The organism is Pedococcus ginsenosidimutans (assembly GCF_039544395.1).
Taxonomy (GTDB): Bacteria; Actinomycetota; Actinomycetes; order Actinomycetales; family Dermatophilaceae; genus Pedococcus; species Pedococcus ginsenosidimutans.
Genome location: NZ_BAABLO010000004.1, coordinates 352441 through 368476, shown reverse-complemented (window position 1 = coordinate 368476; position 16036 = coordinate 352441). Strand labels below are relative to the sequence as shown.

At 71.3% G+C, this 16036-nt stretch carries 14 protein-coding genes; 6 read left to right on the top strand and 8 right to left on the bottom strand.

Annotated elements, in window-relative coordinates; genetic code table 11:
- Positions 1–538 precede the first annotated feature (538 nt).
- Positions 539–2710: an MMPL family transporter gene (locus ABEA42_RS06475; protein WP_345501959.1), complete on the top strand. Its 2172-nt coding sequence runs from the start codon at positions 539–541 to the stop codon at positions 2708–2710.
- A 69-nt stretch (positions 2711–2779) separates the two neighbouring features.
- Here the strand turns inward: ABEA42_RS06475 and ABEA42_RS06470 are convergent, their stop codons facing one another.
- Positions 2780–3553 carry a hypothetical protein gene (locus ABEA42_RS06470; RefSeq protein WP_345501958.1) on the bottom strand — a complete coding sequence of 258 codons (774 nt, stop codon included), beginning with the start codon at positions 3551–3553 and terminating at the stop codon, positions 2780–2782.
- Positions 3554–3563: 10 nt separating this feature from the next.
- The gene (locus ABEA42_RS06465) at positions 3564–4364 is read right to left on the bottom strand and encodes a DUF5995 family protein (RefSeq protein ID WP_345501957.1); all 801 of its coding nucleotides are present in this window, start codon (positions 4362–4364) and stop codon (positions 3564–3566) included.
- A gap of 115 nt (positions 4365–4479) precedes the next feature.
- On the opposite strand from ABEA42_RS06465, the gene ABEA42_RS06460 reads away from it, so the two are divergent.
- The 4 genes from ABEA42_RS06460 to ABEA42_RS06445 all read left to right on the top strand — a co-directional run bounded on the left by ABEA42_RS06460 (position 4480) and on the right by ABEA42_RS06445 (position 7686).
- Positions 4480–5121, top strand: coding sequence for a hypothetical protein (locus ABEA42_RS06460; RefSeq protein WP_345501956.1), 642 nt, complete (start codon positions 4480–4482; stop codon positions 5119–5121).
- Between the two features lie 14 nt (positions 5122–5135).
- Positions 5136–5990: a hypothetical protein gene (locus ABEA42_RS06455; protein ID WP_345501955.1), complete on the top strand. Its 855-nt coding sequence runs from the start codon at positions 5136–5138 to the stop codon at positions 5988–5990.
- Between the two features lie 148 nt (positions 5991–6138).
- Entirely contained in the window at positions 6139–6573 is a 435-nt protein-coding gene (locus ABEA42_RS06450; protein ID WP_345501953.1) for an SRPBCC family protein, read from the top strand.
- Between the two features lie 102 nt (positions 6574–6675).
- A complete protein-coding gene (locus ABEA42_RS06445) occupies positions 6676–7686 on the top strand; it encodes an aldo/keto reductase family protein (protein WP_345501952.1) in 1011 nt (336 codons plus the stop codon).
- A gap of 102 nt (positions 7687–7788) precedes the next feature.
- On the opposite strand, the gene ABEA42_RS06440 is transcribed toward ABEA42_RS06445, so the two are convergent.
- The 4 genes from ABEA42_RS06440 to ABEA42_RS06425 all read right to left on the bottom strand — a co-directional run bounded on the left by ABEA42_RS06440 (position 7789) and on the right by ABEA42_RS06425 (position 11422).
- Positions 7789–8982, bottom strand: a complete 1194-nt coding sequence (locus tag ABEA42_RS06440; protein ID WP_345501951.1) for a hypothetical protein — start codon at positions 8980–8982, stop codon at positions 7789–7791.
- A gap of 148 nt (positions 8983–9130) precedes the next feature.
- A complete protein-coding gene (locus ABEA42_RS06435; RefSeq protein WP_345501950.1) occupies positions 9131–10048 on the bottom strand; it encodes an RNA polymerase sigma-70 factor in 918 nt (305 codons plus the stop codon).
- Positions 10049–10984, bottom strand: a complete 936-nt coding sequence (locus ABEA42_RS06430) for an NAD-dependent epimerase/dehydratase family protein (RefSeq protein ID WP_345501949.1) — start codon at positions 10982–10984, stop codon at positions 10049–10051.
- A 105-nt stretch (positions 10985–11089) separates the two neighbouring features.
- Positions 11090–11422, bottom strand: coding sequence for a TfoX/Sxy family protein (locus ABEA42_RS06425; RefSeq protein WP_345501948.1), 333 nt, complete (start codon positions 11420–11422; stop codon positions 11090–11092).
- A gap of 142 nt (positions 11423–11564) precedes the next feature.
- Here ABEA42_RS06425 and ABEA42_RS06420 point away from each other — a divergent pair, with 142 nt between their 5' ends.
- Positions 11565–11843 (top strand): hypothetical protein, encoded by a 279-nt coding sequence (locus tag ABEA42_RS06420; RefSeq protein WP_345501947.1) that lies wholly within the window; start codon positions 11565–11567, stop codon positions 11841–11843.
- Positions 11844–11876: 33 nt separating this feature from the next.
- Here ABEA42_RS06420 and ABEA42_RS06415 read toward each other — a convergent pair whose 3' ends face one another.
- Both ABEA42_RS06415 and ABEA42_RS06410 read right to left on the bottom strand, forming a co-directional pair.
- Positions 11877–14513 carry a glucosidase family protein gene (locus ABEA42_RS06415; protein ID WP_345501945.1) on the bottom strand — a complete coding sequence of 879 codons (2637 nt, stop codon included), beginning with the start codon at positions 14511–14513 and terminating at the stop codon, positions 11877–11879.
- Between the two features lie 153 nt (positions 14514–14666).
- Complete coding sequence (locus ABEA42_RS06410) at positions 14667–15965, bottom strand: MFS transporter (protein WP_345501944.1); 1299 nt, start codon at positions 15963–15965, stop codon at positions 14667–14669.
- Positions 15966–16036: the final 71 nt, after the last annotated feature.

Here is a 16036-nt window from a genome sequence, read left to right as displayed (position 1 = left end):
GGTCAAGGTTGCTGCGAGATGAGCAGTTGGTCGAGGCGGTCTGGGGCTGGGACGTGGTCGGTGTTTTCGCTGCGGTGCCTCAGCGCGGAGTTCGAGGCGCTCCACTATGGACTCGAGGAGCACAGCGTGCAGAAGCAGGCGTGGGTCATTTCGACAGGCATCACATCCAACGGCCTAAAGCGCGCTGTCAACCTGCGGCCGAGCGGTGCAGCGTCTCAGACCGCCTTGGGGACAATCGCCCTCGCGGGTCAAAGCCAGCACGTCAGGGAGAGGGTGTTCGCCGGCGGCATCAGCTGGTTTACGACAAGGACATATGAGGAGTAGTCGCCCACGGAAGTTGCAAGGGCCCCGCCAGCTCTCAAGCGCGGCATACGAGTTGGAATGCCCGAATCCTCCTCAGGGTCATCCCTGAACTGCCCCTGAACGCCCACCCAATGCCGGCGAAATCCGTTGTCCCGACAGCCCCGCGCTCCCTACCGTCGTCCTGATGGGTGCCGTGCAGGGTGCGCACACCCGACCACCGTGAGAGGCACAAGCGATGAGTGAGACACGGATCGGCGACGTTGGACGGCTGGCGCGGTTCCCCAGCGGGAAGGTGACGAAGTGGTTCGTCGTCGTCTTCTGGCTGGCGATCCTCGCGGCAGCGTTCGGCCCGGCCGGCAAGCTGCAGGGCGTCCTCAACAACGAGGCCGTCGCCTGGCTGCCCAAGGACGCCCAGTCGACCCAGGTCGTCACCCAGATCGAGGCGTTCCAGAGCAAGAACGAGTTCCCGGCCGTCCTCGTCTACGAGCGCCCGGCCGGCATCACGCCAGCGGACCAACAGGCCGTTGCCGCCCAGGTCGCCAGATTCGACGCGCTCGCCCCGGTCAAGAGCAAGACCGTCGGCCCGATCCCCGCCAAGGACGGCAAGGCCCTGGAGGTCATCATCCCGGTGGACGCCGGCGACGGCGGCTGGGACACCCTCGGCGCGACGGTCGACGACCTGCGCTCGATAGCGAAGGAACGCCCCGCCGGCCTGTCCATGCAGGTCACCGGCCCCGTGGGCTACGCCGCGGACTCGTCGGAGGCGTTCTCCGGCATCGACGGCAAGCTGCTCTACTCGGCGATGACGGTCGTGATCGTCATCCTCCTGCTGACCTACCGCAGCCCGCTCCTCTGGCTCATCCCGGTGGTCTCCGCAGGCACTGCGCTGTTCGTCGCCCAGGCGGTCATCTACTTCCTCGCCAAGGACGACACCCTCACCGTCAACGCCCAGAGCTCCGGCATCCTCACGGTCATCGTCTTCGGTGCAGGCACCGACTACGCCTTGCTGCTCGTCGCGAGGTACAGGGAGGAGCTGCGCAGGCACGAGGACCGGCACGAGGCCATGGCGTTCGCGCTGCACCGTGCGGGCCCGGCGATCCTCGCCTCCGGCGCCACCGTCATCGCCGGCATGCTCTGCCTCCTCGTCGCGACGATGAACTCGACCAAGGGTCTTGGTCCGGTCGCCGCCATCGGTGTCGCCGTCGGTCTCCTCGTCATGCTCACGCTGCTCCCGGCCCTGCTCGTGGTCTTCGGCCGCTGGATGTTCTGGCCGGTGCGCCCGACGTACGGCTCGGTCGACCACACCCGTGACGGGGTGTGGGCACGCATCGGACGTCGCATCGCCCGGGCGCCGCGGCGCACCTGGGTCGTGACGTCCCTGCTGCTGGCCATCGCCTCGCTCGGCATCCTGCAGCTCAACGCGGTCGGCCTGCAGAACAAGGACTCCTACTACGGCACCCCCGAGTCGGTGGTGGGGGAGCAGACCGTGGCCAGGCACTTCCCGGCCGGCGCCGGCTCCCCGGTGATGGTCCTCGCCAACGCCCCGCAGGCGGGAGCGGTCAAGACCTCCCTCGAGGGCGTGCAGGGCGTCTCCACCGTCGGCGACCCGGTCACCAAGGGCAACCGCTCGCTCATCCAGGCGACGCTCACCGACGCCCCCGACTCCGACGCGGCCACGACGACGGTCGACCGCATCCGCGCGGCCATCGCCAAGGTCCCCGGTGCCGACGCGATCGCCGGTGGTGACACTGCCACCAGGGCGGACACTCTCAGGGCGTCCGCAGACGACAACCTGCGGATCATCCCGCTCATCCTCGGCGTCGTGCTGCTGATCCTCGTGCTCCTGCTCCGCGCCGTCACGGCACCGTTGGTGCTCATCGGCACCGTCGTCCTGTCGTACGGCGCCGCCATGGGTCTGTCCGCGCTGATCTTCCGGCACGTCCTCGGCTTCGCCGGCGCCGACTCGTCGCTGCCGCTGTTCGTCTTCGTGTTCCTCGTCGCGCTGGGCATCGACTACAACATCTTCCTCATGACCCGCGTGCACGAGGAGGCCAAAGAGCTCGGTACCCGGCGTGGGGCGCTCGTCGGCCTCGGCGCCACCGGTGGTGTCATCACCTCGGCTGGGCTCGTCCTCGCCGGCACGTTCGCCGTCCTCGGCACCCTGCCCGTGGTCACCTTCGCGGAGATCGGCATCGCCGTCGCCCTCGGCGTCCTGCTCGACACCCTGGTCGTCCGATCCGTCCTGGTCACCGCCCTCAACCTCGACCTCCGGGGACGGATGTGGTGGCCCAGCCAGCTCGCGAAGCGCGACGCCGAGCTCGACCGCGCCACGCCCGGTGCTGACGGGTCCGAGGGCCAGAGGCCGGGGGAGTCCGAGGACAGGCCGGCCCTCGAGCCCGCTCACTGACGGGAACCACCTGCGGGGGCCAACAGGTATGCCGCGGAGCCGGGCTCCGCGGCATGCCCGCCTGCTCCGTCAGCGGATGCCCGGCGCCCTCTCGTGACGCCCTGACGGGGTGACGGGGGAGCCGTCCGCGTACTGCTGGGCGAGGGCACGGAACTCGTCAGGCATGATCGCCAACAGGTTGCAGCGGACGCGCACCCTGTCCCGCACCCGCCCACGCGGGGTCACGATGCGGCCGTGGATGATGAGGTCGTCCGGCTTGTTCGGGTACCAGACATTGCTCATCGGCTTGATCTCCACGCGTCCGAGGTCGGACCACGCCAGACGCCACCGCGGACGCCGGCGACGCCACATGCCGGTGTGGTCGAGGCACAGCTCGTAGGAACGGGTCCACCACCAGAGAGCCGCCATGGCGACCGCTCCCACACGAACCACATTGGCCTGCAACGGGAGTCCGTCCTCGGACATCCCCCAGGCGGTCAGCACCATCAGCACGGCGATCACCCCGGGCGTGACCCTGATGGCTGCGCGCGGACGCAGGACCACCCCGCCATCGAGGGGCTCGGCGCCGAACGGCAGCGCCGGGACCCCCTCGGCGCCCGCGTCCTCGGCGTCGGCCGTGACGGCGCCATCCCAGGTGCGACCGACCCACCTCAGCGCCACGATGCACGCCACGATGATCACCAGGCCGACGACGAGGACGGGTATGCCGCGCGGGTTGTCCTCGCGCTGCCAGATGGTGAGCCCGCGCAGGACGAACGGGAGCCCGACGACGAGACCGATGGAGGCGATCCCACCGATCGCCCTGCGACGTCCCTCGCGACGGTGGGTCTTCCTGAACTTCACGTCCACGAGGTTAGAGCGCGCGTGGGGGCGAAGTGGACGAATCCGCCGAGAACGGACGGACCTCTTGCCTGGCCGGAGGCAGCGTCACGCCGAACCCGGCCACCGCCAACCGCAGCAGCACCTGGCCCGGCGCGAGCAGGTCGGCGATGCGCGCGGCGCAGAGCACCTCCAGCTCGGCCAACCGCGCTGCATACTCATCGTCGCCGATCAGGCGAGCACGCTGGAGCTCGATCGTGTTGTGCCACACCTTCTGTCGCGCCTCACGCAGGAAGCGCTTGGAGCTCAGGCGGTTCAGGGGTTGCAGGAGCCGGTCGAGGGCCGACCGCGCAGAGACCGCACCCAGCTCGGAGTCCTCGTCGGCGACGCGGCCCGAGAGCACGCCGTCGATCCGCTCGTGGTCGCGGGCGCGCCGAGCCACCAGCACCGGGTCGGCGAAGTCGTCGTCGCTGATCACCGCCAAGAGTGCTTGCGGCAGGTCGTAGTTGATGTGGGCGTTGATGCCCAGCAGCACGTGGCGCAACGCCGGCAGGGAGGCCGGGGCGTCGAACGCAAGCCGCCACGGCCGTGGCACGCGCGAATCGCCGGCAAGGTCCAGGTCCAGCGCCGACAGGTACAGGTCGGCGAACACGACGTCCCACCGCTCGACCCATTCGGGGTCCTCGAACTGCGCGTCCTCCATGGCCTTGCCGACCGCCTGGGTCGTGCGCCGGTAGGTCTCGAGGAAGAGCCGCTGGGCGGTGCGTTCGGGAGGCATCCGCAGGAGCCGGGCATCCATGGCGGAAACGACGTCGCCGATGCCGCGACCGGGCACCTGCTGGAGCATCTGACCTCCTGACGCGGTAGCCGTGCGCGACTAGTATCCGACTGGAGGCCGGCAGTTGTCAGCGGCTGTCACGGACACCGTCGGCCAGGAAGCCAGGTGCGCCGTGCTCGGACTCCCCGCCCCTCTGCACAGCCTGCGTCGTCACAGTCCGCGCGACTTCGATGCCGTCGCTCTCGGGCAGCTCGAGACGCAGGCCTGGGCCGCCTACTACCGGCGCGAGTGGGTCAAGGCGCTGAGGGCGTTCGTCGGCATGGTGGACCAGGGGTTCGGCCTCGGGCCGGGGCTCACGGTGGTCGCGGCGTGGCAGGTGCTGCGCGCCAACCAGGCGTGGGCGCCGGTGCCACACAACGACCCTGACGCCGCGCGGGCCGCGATGCTGCGGTTCTACCACCTCGTGCGTGACCACTCCGACCTCACCTTCGACCCGGCTCGCGCGGCCGAGCTGGAGGTCGAGTGGTGGCGGGTCCACCGGGCGCACCAGCGCGGCACCGCGCTGGAAGAGGTGCCCACCCTGGACGACCTCGAGCGCGCCCTCGTCGACCTCTACTCCCACGTCTACTCCGCACCTCGGGAGTCGATGCACGAAGCCGCGCGCCGACGAGCCGAGGCGATGGACCACTCCGACGCCTGGGTCGCCGCGGGCTGCGACCTGGCCGACCCGCGACTGGCCGCCGAACGCCGCGCGCTCGTGGCCTCGTACGCGGCCCTGCTGGATGCGGTCTCCCGCGTTCCGTCAACGAGCTAGGTAGGAGGCGCGAGATGGAGACCAACACCGGGCGCGACGACCGGGTACTCGCCACGACGCGAGCACTGTCGGCGTTCATCGCACCCTTCCTGCTCGTGGCGTTCGTGCTGCTCTACGGCTTCCCCGGCCGGACGGCGCGACTGTGGGCGTGGCCCATCCAGGCTCAGATGACCTCGATGCTGCTCGCCTCCGCCTACCTCGGCGGCTGCTGGTTCTTCCTCCGCGTCCTGCTCGTCGAGCGCCGTTGGGCCGCAGTCCGGATGGGCTTCGTCTCGGTGGCCCTGTTCGCGACCCTACTCGGCATCGCGACGATCCTGCACTGGGACAAGTTCTCCCACGGCAAGGCCGCCTTCTGGGTGTGGGCTGGGCTCTACTTCACCGCGCCCTTCCTCGTCGTCGCTGCCTGGCTCACCAACCAGCGGTATGCCGCGGAGTCGAGGCCGGACGAACCCCGCCTCGGCCGTGTGGCCAGGACCGTCGTGGCCGGGTTCGGGGCTCTGGCGCTGGTGACCGGGGTGCTGATGTTCCTCTTCCCGACCCGCGCCATCAGCCTGTGGCCCTGGGCGCTCACGCCGCTGACGTGCCGGGTGGTGGGCGCGACGTTCTGCCTGGGCGTGGCCGGCATGGGGGTCCTGGCCGACGACCGCTGGGAGACGGTGCGGCTGATGCGGCGGGTCCAGCTGGTCATGTTCGCGCTGATCCTCGTCGCCGCGGTGCGGGCTCGTGCGGAGTTCCTCACCGACCGTCCGCTCACCTGGGTCATGGGTGCCGGGTTCGTCCTGCTGTTCGCCGGTTCGCTCCTGTCGGAGGTGCGGGACGCGCGCCCGCGCCACATGGGTCGGCACACCCTGAGTCCGCACGCTCCGTGACCCGCTGCACGACGTAGCGGTGCCGGGGCCTCTGGGACGACCCACCGAATACCGCTGCGAGGGGGTTGCCCCGCGCCCTCTCACGCGGTGGACTTCTTCGTGTGGGTCACGCCCACCCGGGGCGCGGCCACGCGGACGGAGGTTCCCCATGAGCAGTGAGCCCGACACCGTCGCCGACGACACCGCCGACGACTCCGACGACCTGGAGGCCGGCGTGCACGCCAGCCACGCGGTGCCCGCGCCGGCCATCCAGGTGTGGCAGCACCTCATCAGCCCCGCCGGCACGGAGGCGCTGCTCGGCGAGGGCGCCCGCATCGGCAACAAGGGCGAGCCGTGGCGGGCGGGCGACGGGTCGTACGGCGTGGTGCGCAGCATCCATCCGGTCGAGCAGCTCCGCGTCAGCTGGCACCCGCACGAGGACGGACCGCTCAGCATGGTCGACGTCCAGCTGCGCCCGGACGGGGACGGCACGAGGGTCGAGGTCTACCACGAGGGCCGCGGCATCGCCGGTGACCCGCGCGGCGACCAGCAGCACTGGGCGGACGCGCTCGGACGGTTCGCCGGGGGAGTGCCGGGAGCCTGATCCCGCTCCGCACCCGCCTTTGGTCAGGCGGGTCGGAGGCATGCCCGGCATGCGCAGAGGCCCCGCCGCGCGGCCGTCGGCCACGCGGCATACGGTTGAAGCATGGAATTCCGATACCTCGGCAACAGTGGTCTCAAGATCTCGGAGATCACCTACGGCAACTGGCTCACCCACGGCTCGCAGGTAGAGAACGACGTCGCCACCAAGTGTGTGCAGGCGGCTCTCGACGCGGGCATCAGCACGTTCGACACCGCCGACGTCTACGCCAACACCAAGGCGGAGACCGTTCTCGGTGACGCCCTCAAGGGCGAGCGGCGCGAGAGCCTGGAGATCTTCACGAAGGTCTACTGGCCGACCGGCCCGGGTGGGAAGAACGACACCGGCCTGTCCCGCAAGCACATCATGGAGTCGATCAACGGCTCGCTGCAGCGACTGCAGACCGACTACGTCGACCTCTACCAGGCGCACCGCTACGACACCGAGACGCCGCTCGAGGAGACGATGACGGCGTTCGCCGACGTCGTCCGCCAGGGCAAGGCGCTCTACATCGGCGTCAGCGAGTGGACCGCCGACCAGATCCGCGAGGGCGTGAAGCTGGCCAAGGAGCTCAACATCCAGCTCATCTCGAGCCAGCCGCAGTACTCCATGCTCTGGCGCGTCATCGAGGACGAGGTCGTGCCCACGAGCAAGGAGCTCGGGGTCAGCCAGATCGTCTGGAGCCCCATCGCGCAGGGCGTGCTCACCGGCAAGTACCAGCCCGGCCAGAAGCCGCCGGAGGGTTCGCGCGCTGCCGACGAGAAGGGTGGCGCCGACATGATCAAGCGGTTCATGAACGACGACGTCCTCACCCGGGTGCAGAAGCTCAAGCCCATCGCCGATGAGGCCGGCCTGTCCATGGCCCAGCTCGCGGTCGCCTGGGTGCTCCAGAACGACAACGTCGCCGCCGCGCTCGTCGGGGCCTCGCGCCCGGAGCAGGTGGCCGAGAACGTCAAGGCCGCCGGCGTGAAGCTCGAGGACACGCAGCTGAAGGCCATCGACGAGGCCCTCGGTGACATCGTCGAGCGCGACCCCGGCAAGACCAAGGAGACCTCGCCCCAGTCGCGCGTCGCCTGACGGACGTCCGACAGAACGAGCAGGTGTGCCGCGGGGCGGCCGGACAGTGTCCGGCCGCCCCGTGCGTGCGTGGTCCGGCCGCCCCGTGCGCGCGTCCAGCGCCTACTTGGTGAAGCAACGGCCGACGCCCAGGCGCCTCAGCCCTTCCAGGTCGCCGTCGCCGAAGGTCGTCCGGCCGACGTTGTCGGAGTACATCAGCTCGTCCCGCTTCTGCACGTGGGTGAGCCCCACCATGTGAGCCAGCTCGTGCATGACGATCGCGCGGGCCTCGGCCCAGCCGTCGGTCCTGCGCAGGATGTCGGTGAACGTCGGCCCGTCGAGGAACACGATGCCGCTGACCCAGTGCTTGTCCACGGACTTCGCATAGGTGGCACCCCGGGGACCGCCGATGCCCGCGACGCGGCCGGCCAGCTCCGGCACGACGTCAGGGGTCGTCCAGGCGACGAGGGCCGGCGACCACCGGTTGCCGTACCGCGCCCGGTCGACGGGTTCGCGGTCGGAGTGCGGCACCTCGTCGGTGGGGCCCTCGATGACGAATTGCAGCCCGGTGGCCCGGCTGACCTCGCTCGCAGCCTCGACCAGCAGCCGGTCTGCGCCCTGCGGTGCCTGCGCCGAGTTCACCACGACGTGGATGGGCCGGCAGGGGTCCCAGGCGACGGGTGCGCTCGTCGGTCCACCCATCTGCTGCATGAACGCGTAGTCCGTCGAGGTCGAGCTGCTGAACGGGGGGCGGCCGAGTGGTTCGTCCTTCGCGTCCGCGGGCACCGGCGGCCACATGGCGCGGATGCCGCCACCGGTGTCGACCTGGGCCGGTGGCGGCTGGGCGAAGTCGATCCCGTGGGTGCCGATGGTGACCCCGGTGATCGTCGACGGGCTCGGGTCGTCACCGAAGAGGAGGGGGCGACCCCACAGCGCGCCGGTCACGAGCCCCGCGGTGATGGCCAGGCTGACGAGGCCGCGCGGGCCACGTCCCCTCCGGGTGCCCCGACCACGACGAGTACGCCGCGCGCGCCTGGCGCGTCCCAGGTCCGCCACCGGTGAGGGGACGGGGTGGAGCCCCGGGTTCACGGGGGAGCCGAAGGACTCCTGGGTGACGTCGGGTGCGCCCTGCCACTGCTGGGTACCGGCTCGTCGGCGGGGGCGGGCCCTTCCCGCTTGCAGGTCGGCGAGGCACCACAGGCATGCCGGGACCGGGTCGGTCCCGACGAGCCCCGCGCGTTCGCCCGGCCGCAGCGGCTCCCCGCAGCGGCACTGCGACGGCCGCTCCACGTGGACCATCTCCACGGGTTGTTCCATCCCCACCGCGCCTGCCCCCACATCCCTGCCGAACCCGTCCCGGCGATGGTAGGTCGAGCGGTGGCTCCGCACGGGCGAATCGGACGGATCCGTCCTGATGGCCGTGAGGATCGCCGCGGCCGCCAACGGCTGACCGCGCCCAGCCCAGTCAGCGGGCGGCGCGGATGATCGCCAGTGCGTCTCCCACCGGGCCCAGGTGGGTGAGCTTGTCGGGGTTGACGATCGACTGGATCCCCGTGACCTGGCCGTCGACGACGTCGAGGGCCCAGACGGCCAGCACCCGGTCGTGCGAGTCCCGGAAGATCGCCCCGGCGGCACCGTTGACCTCGACGGGGCTCATCGCCACCTCGGGGAACCGGGCCAGCGCGTGCAGCCAGTTCGCCAGGGTGCGGGCCACCCGGCTGCGACCACGCAGGGAGCGAGCCAGCGCAGGGACCTTGCCGCCACCGTCGCCCCGGAGCTCGACGTCGTGGGCGAGGAGGGACTCGAGCCCGGCGAGGTCGCCGGCGCGGGCGGCGGCGAAGAACCGCTGGGCCAGCGCCTGCTGCTGCTCGCGCGAGGTCTGGAACCGCGGCCTGCGTTCGGTGACGTGGCGGCGGGCTCGCGCGGCGAGCTGTCGCACGTTGTCCTCGGACTTGCCGACGATGTCGGTGATCTCGGCGTAGCCGTACCCGAACACGTCATGGAGCAGGAGCACCGCCCGCTGCTCGGGGGACAGGCTCTCGAGCAGCACCAGCATGGCCAGGGACAGCGAGTCGGCCATCTCGGCACGGGTCGCAGGGTCGTCGGCCCCGTCGGTGACCAGCGGCTCGGGCAGCCACTCGCCGACGTAGCTCTCCCGCCGTGCCCGCGCCGAGCGGAGCTCGTTGATGGCCAGCCGGGTGGTGACCGTGGCCACGAAGGCCTTGGGTGACGCGATCTCCTCGCCGGACTCGAGCGACTGGTGCACCCGCAGCAGCGCCTCCTGCACCACGTCCTCCGCCTCGGACACGCTGCCGAGCATCCGGTAGGCGATCGCGAACGCGGTGGGCCGCAGCTGGTCGAGGAGCTCCTCGCGGGTGCCCATTCAGGCCACCAGCTCCGCGAAGCCCTGGCGCCAGCTCGGGTGGGCGGGGACCCAGCCCAGCTCCCGGCGTGCCTTGGCGTTGGAGGCGCCGCGCAGCTCGGTCATCATCACGCTCCCGACCTCGCCGGTCAGCAGTCTCCCCACGACCTGGGGCACGTGCATCGGCTGCTTCGCGCCGAGCGTGCGCGCCAGTGCCGGCAGCCACTCGGCCACCTGCGCGGGTTCGTCGTCGACGATGTTGTAGACCCCGCGGCGCCCGCGCTCGACTGCGGCCACGGTCGCGTCGGCGGCGTCACCGATGTGGACGAACGACCAGACACCGCCACCGTCACCGACGACCGGGAACCGGCGCCTGCGGACCGCCTCGGTCTGCTCACCATCGGGACCGAGCGACGTACCCGGCCCGTAGAACCCGCCGTACCGCAGCACGATCCCCTCCGTCCACCGCGCCGCGAGCACCGACTCCTCGACGTGACGGATCGCGGCGACGGTCTCGCGCATCTCCTTCGCGGGCCCGGGTCCGAAGGAGTCGTCCTCGGTCTTGACCGGACCGCCGGTGCGCTCGTACGCCGCGAAGAAGCTCTGCGCGACGAACCGGCCGACGCCGGCGGCCTGCGCGGCCGACAGCAGGTGGTCGGTGCCCTCGGTGCGCAGCCGGTTGGTCATGGCGAACGCCCGGTCGAAGTGCCGCAGGTCCATCGGGCCGATCGAGGTCAGCTGGTGGACGACGACGTCGGGCTGGGCCGTGCCGACCGCCTCGGCGACCTGCTCGGCGTGCAGGGCGTCGGCGACGACGGGTCGGGCGCCGAGCCCGCGTAGGGCGTCCTGCTTCGCGGCGTCCCGGGTCATCGCGACGACCTCGTGCCCTGCTGCGACCAGCCGCGGCACCAGCTGCCGCCCGATGGCTCCCGTTGCCCCTGCCACGAACACCTTCATGAGCTCACTCCCTGTCCTCGACGAATGCCTGTACCAGTGAAGACAGGACAGGCCCCCTCGTTGTGACAGCGCCGTCCGGGACGCGCCCCGTCAGGTCGGCCCGGCTCACTTGTGCGGCAGCGAACGGGCGAAGTCGACGCTGCGCTCGACCCACCCGCGGAGCTGCTCGTCCGTGCCGTACCCGGCCTCGGCGACGCGCAGCCACCCCCTCATCGGCGACCCGCGCATCTCGAACGGCGTGACCACCGACCCGTCCAGCAGCTGGTCGGCGTCCTCGGGGTCCAGCCGCACCATGAGCCCGCCCCTACCGCTGGCGGCCACCGACATGTTGCCGTTGACGAGGAACGCCAACCCGCCGAACATGCGCTTCTCGGTGACGTCGAGATCTCCCTGCACGAGGTCGCGGATCCGCTGGGCGACCCCTTCGTCGTAAGGCATGCCCACCATCGTGGCACCCTGCAGTGACACCGTGGGCGAACGCCGCCGGGACGCCGCGTGCCGCCGTTTCCCCTGCCGGGCGGAGACCGAGGTCCGTCGATCGCCGGAGGTGCCGCTCGCGCCGGGGGCGGACGATCTGCGTATGGGTGGTGTGGACCGGATCGAGGCGGGCGTCACCTGGGTGACCGACGACGGACCGACCACCCTGGACCCGCTGGAGGGTCGCCCCGGCATGTTCGTCGAGGCCTGTGCGTCGCTCACGGAGGCCGAGCTGGAGGAGCTGTGCCGCCACTGGGAGGAGCGCGCCGACCTCGCCGTCCGCGACATCGACCGGTGGTGGTGCTGGACGGTCGTGCGCTTCGGCCGTCGCCTCCTGCTCGCACGGCGGGAGGAGCGGGAGCGCCTGCTCAGGTGGTTCTGACCCACCGGCGCGGACGCCCCCGCTCCCGCTCGCTCAGCGGCTCGCCACGACGAGCGTGTGGCTGCCCGACCCGGTGGGCACGGTGACCTCGAGGCCGCGGTTGGTGGTGCGGGTGGTCCACGTGTCGAGGCTGCGGCCGTCGAGCAGCACGCTCGCGACCTGCGAGCCGCGCGGCAGGGTGTGGCCGATCCACACCTTCCTGGCGCCCACCGACCGTGGGACGTCCAGGGTGGTCGTGTACCGCGTACCGCTCACCGATGCCGCCACGTCCGCGAACCCGCCACCGAGCCGCAGGTGTGTCACCGACGCCGACGGCTGCCCACTCGGGACCTGCGGGACGACCACGAGCTGGCCGTTGCCCAGGTCGGGCTGGACGCCGAGCCACTGGTGGACGACCGCCCACGCGGTGCCGTAGTTGCCCCAGGCCTGCATGAACATCGAGCGGCAGGTCCAGCAGCGGTCGATGTTCGCGCCCTGGTCGGGCGAGGGGAAGATCTCCGGCATCGCACCGGGCTGCTCGTCGGGGGTCCCGCCGGTCGCGGGCTCGGCGAACATCGGGTCGGCCAGGGCGTGGGTGTAGCGCTGCTGCTGGCCCGCGCCGAGGCGGCCGTAGTTGCCCTCGCCGACCGACTGGATCGACGTGGTCAGGCCGAAGATGACCTTCTCGCCCTGGCCGTTGGCCCCACCGCCGCAGCCGGTGTGGAACAGGCCGGTCGACAGGGGAGCGGTGCCGCTGTAGCAGTCGTTCTCCCGCCCGGCGAGGGCCGCGTTGCCGTGGGCGTACGGCGCGAGGCCGGCCTGGGTGCGACCGTTCACCTGCAGCTCGGCCTCCATCGGCGTCTGCCCGATCCAGTGCTTCTGGAAGGACTGCACGTCACCGGGGTCCACGAGGGAGTCGGCGTACTGCGATGCCGCGGCGTACCACCAGGTCGAGTCGAACCGGGAGCTGATCTGGCGGGCCAGGTTGTTGGCCCAGGCGTAGGTCGTGCCGTCGTGCCTGGACTTCGCCATGTCGGCCAGGTCGTACAGTCCGCGGATGTAGTAGACGGTGTTGTCGAGCTTCTCCGGGCCCATGCCGCCGCGCTCGACGTTGCCGAGCCCCTCCGGCCACCCGTCGTGGTCGGCGTCGAGCTGGTTGGTGACGTAGCGCAGGTTGCGCACCGAGAAGTCGTACATCTCGTCGCGGAACGCGTTGTCCCCGGTCCAGCGCCACAGCAGGGCCACCGTGCTCGGGAACTTCACCGTCTCGTCGGTGTTGAAGTTGTAGGCCGTCGTGCCGTCGGCGTTCTGGGTCCGCGAGTCCTGGCCGAACCAGATCGACCCGTCGGAGACGACCTCGTGGGTCACCACCCCGGAGCGGTTGTTGAGCAGGTCCGAGACCTCCCGGAGCGTGCGCAGGTGCCCCTTGATCGCCTCGAACTGGCCGACCGAGACCGAGGCGAACGCGGTGTACTCCGCGTCGGTGCCGAAGATCCACGGGTAGTCGGGGAAGCCGGCACCGATCCACGTGGCGCTGGGGACGGTCCCCGACGGGGCGGGGAACTGCTTGCCCTGGTTGGTCCAGCGCACCTGCAGGTTCGTGGCGTTCTGCGTGAGGTCGGCCATGTTCTGCTTGCCCCACTCGACGGCCTGCTGCACGAGCGGGTCACCGGGCAGGGAGAGCTGGGTCATCTGCGACAGCGCCTGGCGGCTGGCCTGCTTCTGCGCCAGGGCCGCTCCCGGGTCAGCCAGGGCCTTGTCCAGCTCGGTGTGGGCTGCCTGCAGCCCCTGGTCGGAGCCGGCGACCGCGAGCCAGACCGTCCTCGAGCCGCCGGCCGGCAGGTCGAGGGAGTAGGTGAGGCGACCGCCGGTGCCGCGACCGAACGGTCCGTCGTCGCAGGCGGACGGCTTGGGGTCGGCGGGGGCGCCGGGCTCGGTGCCCGTGCAGCGGTGACCGGGCTGGGCGCCGTAGAACTGGTCGCCGACCTGGCCGGACGTGGGCGTGACGGCGGTGCCCACGAGGGCTGCGTAGTCGTGGGCCGGTGCCCCGGGAAGAGCCCCCTGGTCGGTGAACTGGAGGTTCTTGCCGTCGTAGAGGCCGTGGTCGGGGAGGTTGTCGCTGGCGTTGGGGGTCACGCCCGTGAAGCCCCACGGGTACTGGCCCATGAGCTCCGAGTGCGCGTCCACCGTCAGCGTCGTCGTCCGGGCAGCGCCCGGGTTGGTGACCGTCAGGCCGAAGAGGGCGCCGCGCACCCCGTCGGGCACGAAGTCGGTGCGGGACACCTTGAGCCCGGCGGTGTCCGGCAGCGTGTAGCGGCTGTAGCCCCAGCCGCTCGTGAACGTCGTCGCGGGGCCCACCCACTGGTTGTCGAGCCCGAACCAGACGCCGTCGACCAGCTTCAGCGGAGCGGTCCAGACGCCGCCCATCTCGCCGGTGATGTGCCAGCCGTTGGCGTAGAAGCGGCCGTCCTCGAAGCCGATGGAGTAGGCCCGGGTGCCCGCCGAGACCTCCCGCCGGTCGGCGAGCCGGGTGCTGACGGCGAGCTCGTCCGCCGCCCCCGTCGTGGTCGTGGTCGTGGTCGTGGTCGTGGTGCTCGCCGCGCGGGGCGTGGCGTCGGCGGGCAGCTGCGCCACCATGACCGTGGTTCCGAGCGCCACCGCGCAGGCGGCCGCCGTGAGAGATCGAGACATCGTCGTCCTCCGACCCAGCAGGGGGAGCGGCGCCGGTTGGCGTCCTCTGGGTGGCCTGGGCGGTGTCGCCAGTGCGTGCTTCAGACGGCTTTGTCCGGGCGTTCGGACGCTACACCCGGGTCAGGGGACCGGCAACGGACGGCGATCCGCAGGTCAGGGGCGAGCGGTGACGCGGACCCGCGGCAGCCGGACCGACACCGTCGACAGGCTGAGCCGCAGCGCACCGAGGTGGGCGACGTGGCGGCACACGAGGACCGTCACGAGGGCGGGCACCACCCCCGACACGAGCAGGGCGACCCGCGCGCCGTACGTCTCGGCCATCCAGCCCACGACCGGACCGCCCACGGCGCCGCTGCCGATGAAGACGAGCATGTACAGGCCGACCACCCGTCCGCGCAGGTGGGGGACCGTCGCCAGCTGCACGAGCGACTGCGCCTTGGTCAGGAAGCCGAGGTTCGCGGCGCCGACGGGCACGAGCAGCAGGGTGAAGAGCAGCTGCTGGGGTGCCGCGGAGGCGAGGAGCATGGCGCAGGCCAGGGCCCACGCGGCATACCCGACGGTACGCAGCCGCAGGGGACGCTGGCGGCGTGCGGTGGCGAGGGCGCCGCCCATCGCGCCGAGGGCGACCATGGCGTTGAGCAGGCCGAGACCGCTTGCGCCGGTGTGGAACTCGTTCTTCGCGAAGGCCGCCAGGGTGACCGGCAGGCTGATCGTGAAGAAGCCGAAGGCGCCGACCATGACGATCGGCCACAGGACGGTCGAGGTCTGGCGGGCGTAGGTGATGCCGGCCCGGGCCCGCGGTGCGCTGGCACCCGCCTCGTCCGCGTCGGGCTGCACCAGGGCCCCGTCGACCGCGGTGGCGCCGTTGGACGCCGGCCGGGTACGGCGCGACGTGGTGTCACGCATGAGCGACAGGGCCACGACGGGGCCGATGAACGTGGCGGCGTTGACGGCGAACGCGTACCCGGCGCCCAGGGTGCTCATGAGCACCCCACCGATGACGGGCCCGGTCATGGCGCCGATCTGGAAGGTGCAGGAGACCAGGCTGATCGCGTTGGGCAGCTGCGGGCCGGTGACGACCTCGGAGACGAACGACTGGCGGGCCGGGTTGTCGACGGCTGCGACCACCCCGAGGACGAACGCCAGGGCGAACACGTGCCACACCTGCACGACCCCGGAGAGGGTGAGCGCTGCCAGGGCCGCGGCGGTGAGCGCCATCGACACCTGCGTCGCGAGCAGGAGGTTGCGCTTGGGGAACCGGTCGGCAAGGAGGCCGCCGTGCAGCCCGAGCAGCAGGGTGGGCACGAACTGGAAGGCGGTGACGACACCGACGGCCGTGGGGCTGTCGGTCATGGTCAGCACGAGCCAGTCCTGGGCGATGCGCTGGATCCAGCCACCGGTGCCGGAGACGAGCAGCCCGGAGAGCAGGAGGCGGAAGCTGCGGTTCTCCAAGGAGGGGAACGTGCGCGAGATCCCTTGCGGGAGAGAGAGTTTGGGAAGGTGGACCGAGTGGAAGGCGGCGG